Here is a 6,542-nt window from a genome sequence, read left to right on the forward strand (position 1 = left end):
TCGCCATCGTCGATTGCGGCTACAAGGGAGTGGCCGTAGACGGCGTGAAGATCTACCACCCAGGATTGCGGTGGGGTATCACGCGCGGTCTGCGAGCGATGATCCGAAGGCGCAGCGCAATCGAGCCGGCCATTGGCCACATGAAGGCGGATGGCAAGCTCGATCGGAATTAATGGAAGACGCCCCCACCCGAAACGGCATCAGTGTGCCAAAGTGGACGTGTCGAAGCGACCACTTGAACGAGGAGAGCGCCCAAGATGAAGATTACGACAATTGGCATCGATCTGGCGAAAACCGTCTTTGCGATTCATGGCGTAAATGAACATGGTCAAGTGGTGTTGAAGAAACTGCTCAGGCGTGACCAGATGGCGGCGTTCTTTGCCAACCTGCCGGCGTGCCTAATCGGGATGGAGGCATGTGGCAGCGCCCATTACTGGGCTCGTAAGCTACAGGGCATGGGACATACGGTACGACTGATCGGTAAGCGATAGTTTCTGCCCGCCTAGCAGGTTCGATGGTGGAAGATCAAGCTTGCGTCCGCAATCCCTCAACTTGCGGACGCAACATGACCCCAGACGAATTTGATTTCCTTCCCCTTAAGGTCACCCACATCGACCAAGGCGGTCGGCGCTGCTTTGATCCCGAAGGCAAGCGGCGACTGATTGAGGCGTGCGAGCAGCCCGGCGCATCGGTGGCGGGGCTTGCGCTCAAGGCTGGCGTGAACGCCAACCAGCTGCGCAAGTGGATTCTGCTGGAGCGCAAACGGGCGGTGCGCAGCGACTGTATGGAGTTGCCCGGCACAGGCACGGCGCAATTCGTACCCGTCGTAGAAGTCGCCGACCCGGACCCGGTGCGCGCAAATTCAAGACCGCCTGCGTCTGGGGCTGTGACGCCAATGCTCCGAGCGCGTGAAGTGACGCGCGCCTCGCAGCGTCCGCCGTTGCCATCACGCCTGGTAGCGCAGTTGCCCAACGGGGTGTGTCTTGAACTTGAGTGTATGCAACAGGACACGGCGCTGCTCACAGCGATGATCGACGCATTGAGGAGCCGGTGATGCTGCGCTTCGCCGACGACCTGCGGGTCTATCTGCATCGCGAGCCAGTCGACTTCCGGTGCGGCATCAATACCCTTGCCGCTCTAGTTGAGAATTCGATGCGACTGGATCCGCTCGCGCGCGCCGTGTACGCGTTTCGCAACCATAAATGTTTGCGGTTGTGAAACCCGAAGACGGCGCGCGTGAGCGGGTCAAGCTGCATCGACTGCTCGACCAGCGTGTTCAGTCCGGCGCGGAAGTCAATCGGCTCGCGATGCAGGTACACCAGCAAGTCATGATCGAAGCGGAACATCAGGGCGCGCCCAGTGCAGCGATCATCGCACTCACGAGTGAAGCATCGCGGCCGGAACACTCTAGTTCGACGACGACTCCGTTGGGCAGCGTCGCTGACAGGCGCGCGCTCGATGCCGGGCGTGAAGGCTGGAACAGTTCGCGCCGCGGTGTCGATTCCTGCTCACGCGGCACTGCGACACTCGGGGCCAATATCGAGGGCGCGTCGTTGACCGTGATGACCGCTGCGAATGCCGACGGCGGTTGCTCAACATCAGAGGTCGCGTCAGCAGCGTGTTCTCGCCGCTCCTCCAGACGTACCCACTTGTGTAGCTGGTTTGCGTTCACGCTGGCCTTCAGCGCCAGACTAGCCAGCGATGCACCAGGCCGGCGGCAAGCCTCGATAAGCTTGCGTTTGCCCTCGGGGTCATACCGATGCTTGCCATCGGCACATGTTTTGATTACCCGCAGGGGAAGAAAGTCAAAGTCAAAGTCAATGTCGGTCATTATCTGCGTCCGCAATTCAAGTCTGCGGACGCAGCTTGCCTCTTTCTGACTGCCGAGGATAGGTGTGCATTATTTCGCGCTTACAGATCGACCATCGTAACAACAAACAAGGCGTTCAAGGACTGGTCGGAAGTGTTCCCGAACGCGGCCTGCGTCGTGTCACTGGTCGACCGTCTCGTGCATCGAGCCGAAGTGATCTCGATCGAGGGCGAATCGTACCGGCTCAAAGAGGCGCGCGAACGCAACGAAGCGCGGGCCCTGCAGCGCAAGACCCACAAGCCTGCCACAAAGAGGGAGGTCGCGTGATGAGTCCTGCCTTGCTGCCACCGGGGCGCCGTCGTGGCCTGCAGTTCGTCGTGCCCGACGACTGGACGCCTGAACGGCGCTCGCCGTGTTCGAGTTGCTCGAGGATCTGCTTGCCGTCGTGACCGACTTCTATGGCGTTCAGCTCCATGATCTACTGCGTAAGCAGCGCTCCCCGGAAGCGCATCGCCGCACGAGTGAACGCGATCCACCGTTTTGACATGAAGTACCGCCACCGAAAGCGAAGGGGCCGTATCGGCCCCTTCTTGCTTCAGAAACTCGCTCGGGATTGCGCCGCCCAAAAAGTGCGGTTTTACACCGCCGTCAACACTAGAACAGCACATGCCCCCAGCTGGGTGCAGTAAAGCAGGGGCGCCACGTCTGCCGCCACTGGCGCAAAATCAGTGGAACGGGGGGGGTTGTCGATATCGGCTTTGTCTGGATCCAGCATCTCATGCTTCGAATCCGGAGCTGTGCAGGTTGCAACGCTATGGCTGTTGCCATGCGGCGAGTTGAATCGGATACACTTTGACCCGAAGGCAGTTATGGTCACCCGATGAAAGACGACGAAATTGCTCTGCGGATCGAAGCGTTCGCCGCCGCCAATGGCGGCGTGGGCAAGACCCCGAGCTTTTAACGGGGGTATTGTCCGGCGCGTTGCGCGTAAACATCATCGCGCAGCGCCGGATCCTAAACAAAACGATTTCGTCATCCTCATCAACACATCCTACGATAGGTCGCCTGAGCGTGACAAAGCTCTTTTGAGGCGTTGGTGATCTGAATTGGCTGGCAACTCAAAACTTGGTCGAACGGAAATTAGAAAATCAACCTGCTCATCTGCCCTTCTCATTTCCACTCTCGTGGCAATCAAGCCAAAATCAGCTAATATGCGTGCAGTGCTTTTCCCATTCGAAGTGCGTTCCATGAAAGCGGCTAGCAACTCCTGCGAACAGTTGCTGATGTTGCTAGTAACGCGTAGCGTCTCGTCATTTATCACATTCTTTCTTTTGATCAACGTAGGCAGAAATCCAAAAAAACCCTTCGACTTTGCGACTTTCTCGTACTGAACTCTGGTGACATCATTCGCGAAGAATTGCGTAACGTCTGACCCCCTTGAGTTTTCTTTAAAAGTCCATTTATTGGGCTTGTACTTATTCATGAAATATCCATTCACATTTTCTGGATATGATGTAATTGTGAAATCATCGGATTGCAGGTGTGAAAATTCATTTTCGTTTCTAACAAAACTCTCTCGTTCGGTGGAAGATTTGGCTAAATTCTCCAGTCTCCGCTCCAAGTCTTTGAAAAAGTATTTGCCTTGTTGTTTGCTGTTATTTGGAGAGCCAGTTGCAAAATTTGAATTGTTCTCGATTTCTTGAGATGCTTCAACCTGACCTGTTCCACTCGTAACAGGCAATAACGCATCGCCCGGGCTACGTGAGATATATTGCCGCCACTGGGTAAAGGCTTTGCGAGCGAGGTCAATCCTATGCTCCGGGATTGGCGGGTAAAGTCCGTTATCATCGGCCAAATTTACTGGACTATTCCTTACCATCCTGAACAAATTGAGCCCGTCAATAGCCCCGGCGGGGTCTGGGTTGAGCCAGCGGGAAAGCCACGGCGCATAGTAGCGCAGCCCGTAGTAGTACAGTCCGGTGGCGTCGCGCTCCTGCCCTGAGTAGCGCACGTACTTGTACTTCGCCTCAGTGTCGCTGCGCGCGGACCAGACCGCGGTGCCGCCAAACGGGAAGTACTCCTCCCAGGTCAGGAGATCGGCCCGCGCGTCGAGCTCGAGTCTCGACGAGCCGATCTGGTCATCGAGGCTGACACGCCACTGGTCGCTCTCGATCGTCGGGGGCTTGCCCAACTCAGTGCAGCACCCGCACCGATTTGCAGCCAGTCGCGCCGAGGGTAAGCACCTGCAGGCGTACGAGGGGTGTGGGCGTGGTGTCGCCGTCACGGGTCTGTTCGGTCTGGCGCAGTTCCAGCCCCGGCAGGTAGCGCACGCGCTCGGTGCGGATGGTGCCGCTGGTCTGGGCGGTGCAGAGCTTGGTGGCCCGCTGGCCGGCGCCGTCGTACCAATATACACCTCGCTGTCGTCGTCAGGTCCGCTGCGCACGATTCGGGTGGCGCGCTGCAACTGGTTGCGGCTGTCCCACGAGAGTGGCTGGTTGGACCCGAGTGCCTTAAGGTTGCCGCAGGCGTCGAAACAGCCGTTTACGTCACCGGGTGTGAGGCCCCCAGTTTGCGGCACCGCGCGGTTCGAGGAGGGAGCAACCAACGTCTGCTGCGTGTAGGGCGTAGTGCCCTGGTGATGGATCGCGGTCACGTTCGCGCCGCGGTCATAGGTGTAGGTGCACGTGTAGTTGGTCAGCTTGCCGGTTTCTTGCCACAGCGGCACGATTGGCGGCGGCAGCGCCTGGGTCTGGCGGCCGGCGTTGGCGTTCTCGCGACCGGTGGTTTGGGTGAGCTGGTACAGCGCATCGTAGGTGTAGGTGCTGGTGGGTTCGACGCGCTGGTTGCGCGTGTAGTGGGTGGCCTTGGCTGCGTCGCCGATCGCCAACAGGTTGCCGACCGGATCGTACTTGTAGGACAGCGCCTGCAGCACGGGCGAGCGGCCGGCCTGCGTGGGGCGGGTGGTGCGCAGTGCTGCCAGACGCTGGGTCTGCAGCTCGTATGTGTAGTCGGTGACCACGCCGTTACCGGCTTCCTCGCGCAACACTTGGCCGGCGGCGCTGTAGGTGATTACGCGCAACAGCGGCTGCCAGGCGGACTGGCCGGCCCGCTGGTGGCGAGCTGGCCGGCGATGTTGTAACGCTGGCGCTGCCGGTTGCGGCACGCATCGAGACGCTCGAGTGTCTGGCCGAGGGCGTTATAAGTCCAACACGTGGTGAAGGCCCCGGGCGCGAGATCGCATGACCAAGCAGTGGAATCGTCCCCCTGCCAGTCACAGTCCAGCACGTCGTCACGCAGGAATTGCTGCTGGCTGGCCAGCGGCTGGTCGGCGATATTATAGGCGGACGTGGCGACGAAGCCGGCGGGGGACCAGGCTTGCAGCAGCTTGCCGCGCAGGTTGGTGTCGGGCGAGGCGTTCGCATCGCCATACACGAAGCGCTCGCTGACGCGCGGCGCGGTAGCGCCAGTCTGTTCAGTGATCGAAACCAGTCGGTGCAGAGCATCATAGGAGCGGCGCAGCTGCTGACCACGGCCGTCGTGCTGCCAGACGATGGCACCCTCGACATCGAACAGCGCGGTGCGGGTGCCGGCGTCCTGGCTGTGGATCGCGAGGGGTTGACCTGAGGAGAGGGTGCGGATGTAGCGGAAGTTGGGCGGCACGGCCGGATCTTGCTGCTGTTCGTCGAACAGGCGCGGGTCGATGCTAGAGTCCAGGTGGCCCCGCACGGACTAGGTCTGGCGCGTTATCAACGTGTCGAGCGGATCGTCGTCGGAGAGGCGGTTGTAATGCATCGTGCGCACCACCCGACCACGGTTGTCGATCACTGTGACAGTCGGGGTGCCCTGACAGCGGCACGCTGTCAGGGCATCGGAAACAGTCGCAGCCTCCATAATGAGTCGGATCTCCAAAATTCGATATTGCTACGTGCGCTCGAAGCGTTACATATCCGACGCGTGCTAGTCGACATATAGCCTTCCGCTTGCGATGGCCAACACGACATCAATTATGCAAAGGGCGGACAACGCGCAACTGGAATCAACCGGGAAAAGCACATCAACGAACTCTACATTCAGTTGGCCGCGATGAAAAGCGAATTTAAGGACCAGCCGGCTCGACAGCTTGCAGAAACGCCTCGGTGGCGGCAGCATCGATTTGCAATCCTCCGACATTCAGGCAATAAACGCCGCGGCTGAACCGCCCCGGGAATGTAGGCCGTTGACGACTCCTTTATTGGCGCAATGATAGGCCTGCGTCTGGTTTGTGCCGCGATAGTGGGCTCGCGTCGGGCGAGTTCTTGCGACGCAAAGGCTTGCGCATCTTCGGCGTGAGGATCATGATCCGTCGCCGCCTGGACGATCTTGCCTTCCATAGCGGCGATGCCGAGCGGCCGTTGTTTGCCATCCGCCTTGGGTATGTACACTTGACGCGAAGGCAACGCCCGATATGCTCCTGCGTGGAGCCGTCGATGCAGACCTGGAGATTCTCTTCCAGTGCTGCCTCGTACATTCCCCATGTCATCTGGTCAACTCCCGCTGATGCGTTCTTCTTCAACGGCAGGAAACCCGCGCGCAGGACATCAACGTCAATGTGATGCAGGAGCGATGTGAACCGCACCGGGAATGTAGGAGACTTCGGATCTTGGCTGTAATGGAGATTTGAAGTATGGAAAACGAAAGCAAGGCAAGGAAGCCCACCGGGACGCGATATTCAGATGAGGTGCGGGAGCTGGCG

Annotated in this window: 7 protein-coding genes and 3 pseudogenes; 6 read left to right on the forward strand and 4 right to left on the reverse strand. The window is 59.3% G+C overall.

Features of this window, described 5'->3' with window-relative positions; all coding sequences use genetic code 11:
* From BVER_RS31970 to tnpB, 4 genes and pseudogenes are all read left to right on the forward strand, one after another.
* Window positions 1–170: pseudogene (locus tag BVER_RS31970) on the forward strand (IS5/IS1182 family transposase); the annotation flags it as partial.
* A gap of 87 nt (window positions 171–257) precedes the next feature.
* A pseudogene (locus BVER_RS26790) lies at window positions 258–479 on the forward strand (IS110 family transposase); the annotation flags it as partial.
* An 86-nt stretch (window positions 480–565) separates the two neighbouring features.
* Complete coding sequence (gene tnpA, locus BVER_RS26795) at window positions 566–1,054, forward strand: IS66-like element accessory protein TnpA (RefSeq protein WP_050455845.1); 489 nt, start codon at window positions 566–568, stop codon at window positions 1,052–1,054.
* The gene (gene tnpB / locus BVER_RS34675) at window positions 1,054–1,218 is read left to right on the forward strand and encodes an IS66 family insertion sequence element accessory protein TnpB (RefSeq protein WP_083452387.1); all 165 of its coding nucleotides are present in this window, start codon (window positions 1,054–1,056) and stop codon (window positions 1,216–1,218) included. The genes tnpA (BVER_RS26795) and tnpB overlap by 1 nt, the downstream gene beginning before the upstream one ends.
* Before the next feature lie 38 nt (window positions 1,219–1,256).
* Here tnpB and BVER_RS36050 read toward each other — a convergent pair.
* Window positions 1,257–1,346: pseudogene (locus BVER_RS36050) on the reverse strand (hypothetical protein); the annotation flags it as partial.
* Complete coding sequence (gene tnpA, locus BVER_RS26810) at window positions 1,346–1,846, reverse strand: IS66-like element accessory protein TnpA (RefSeq protein ID WP_440588107.1); 501 nt, start codon at window positions 1,844–1,846, stop codon at window positions 1,346–1,348. The gene tnpA (BVER_RS26810) and the pseudogene BVER_RS36050, both read right to left, overlap by 1 nt.
* Here tnpA (BVER_RS26810) and BVER_RS35385 point away from each other — a divergent pair.
* Together BVER_RS35385 and BVER_RS35390 are read left to right on the forward strand one after the other, a co-directional pair.
* Window positions 1,760–2,137, forward strand: a complete 378-nt coding sequence (locus tag BVER_RS35385; protein WP_269750815.1) for an ATP-binding protein — start codon at window positions 1,760–1,762, stop codon at window positions 2,135–2,137. The two genes, tnpA (BVER_RS26810) and BVER_RS35385, sit on opposite strands and share 87 nt — an antisense overlap.
* 85 nt (window positions 2,138–2,222) lie before the next feature.
* Window positions 2,223–2,354, forward strand: coding sequence for a hypothetical protein (locus BVER_RS35390; protein ID WP_269750816.1), 132 nt, complete (start codon window positions 2,223–2,225; stop codon window positions 2,352–2,354).
* A 507-nt stretch (window positions 2,355–2,861) separates the two neighbouring features.
* Here the strand turns inward: BVER_RS35390 and BVER_RS26820 are convergent.
* A complete protein-coding gene (locus BVER_RS26820; protein ID WP_232316833.1) occupies window positions 2,862–4,889 on the reverse strand; it encodes an RHS repeat-associated core domain-containing protein in 2,028 nt (675 codons plus the stop codon).
* A complete protein-coding gene (locus BVER_RS34680; protein ID WP_050455849.1) occupies window positions 4,880–5,536 on the reverse strand; it encodes an RHS repeat protein in 657 nt (218 codons plus the stop codon). Before BVER_RS34680 ends, BVER_RS26820 begins: the two co-directional genes overlap by 10 nt.
* Window positions 5,537–6,542 lie beyond the last annotated feature (1,006 nt).

The sequence above is a fragment of the Candidatus Burkholderia verschuerenii genome (assembly GCF_001189365.1).
GTDB classification, from domain to species: Bacteria; Pseudomonadota; Gammaproteobacteria; order Burkholderiales; family Burkholderiaceae; genus Caballeronia; species Caballeronia verschuerenii.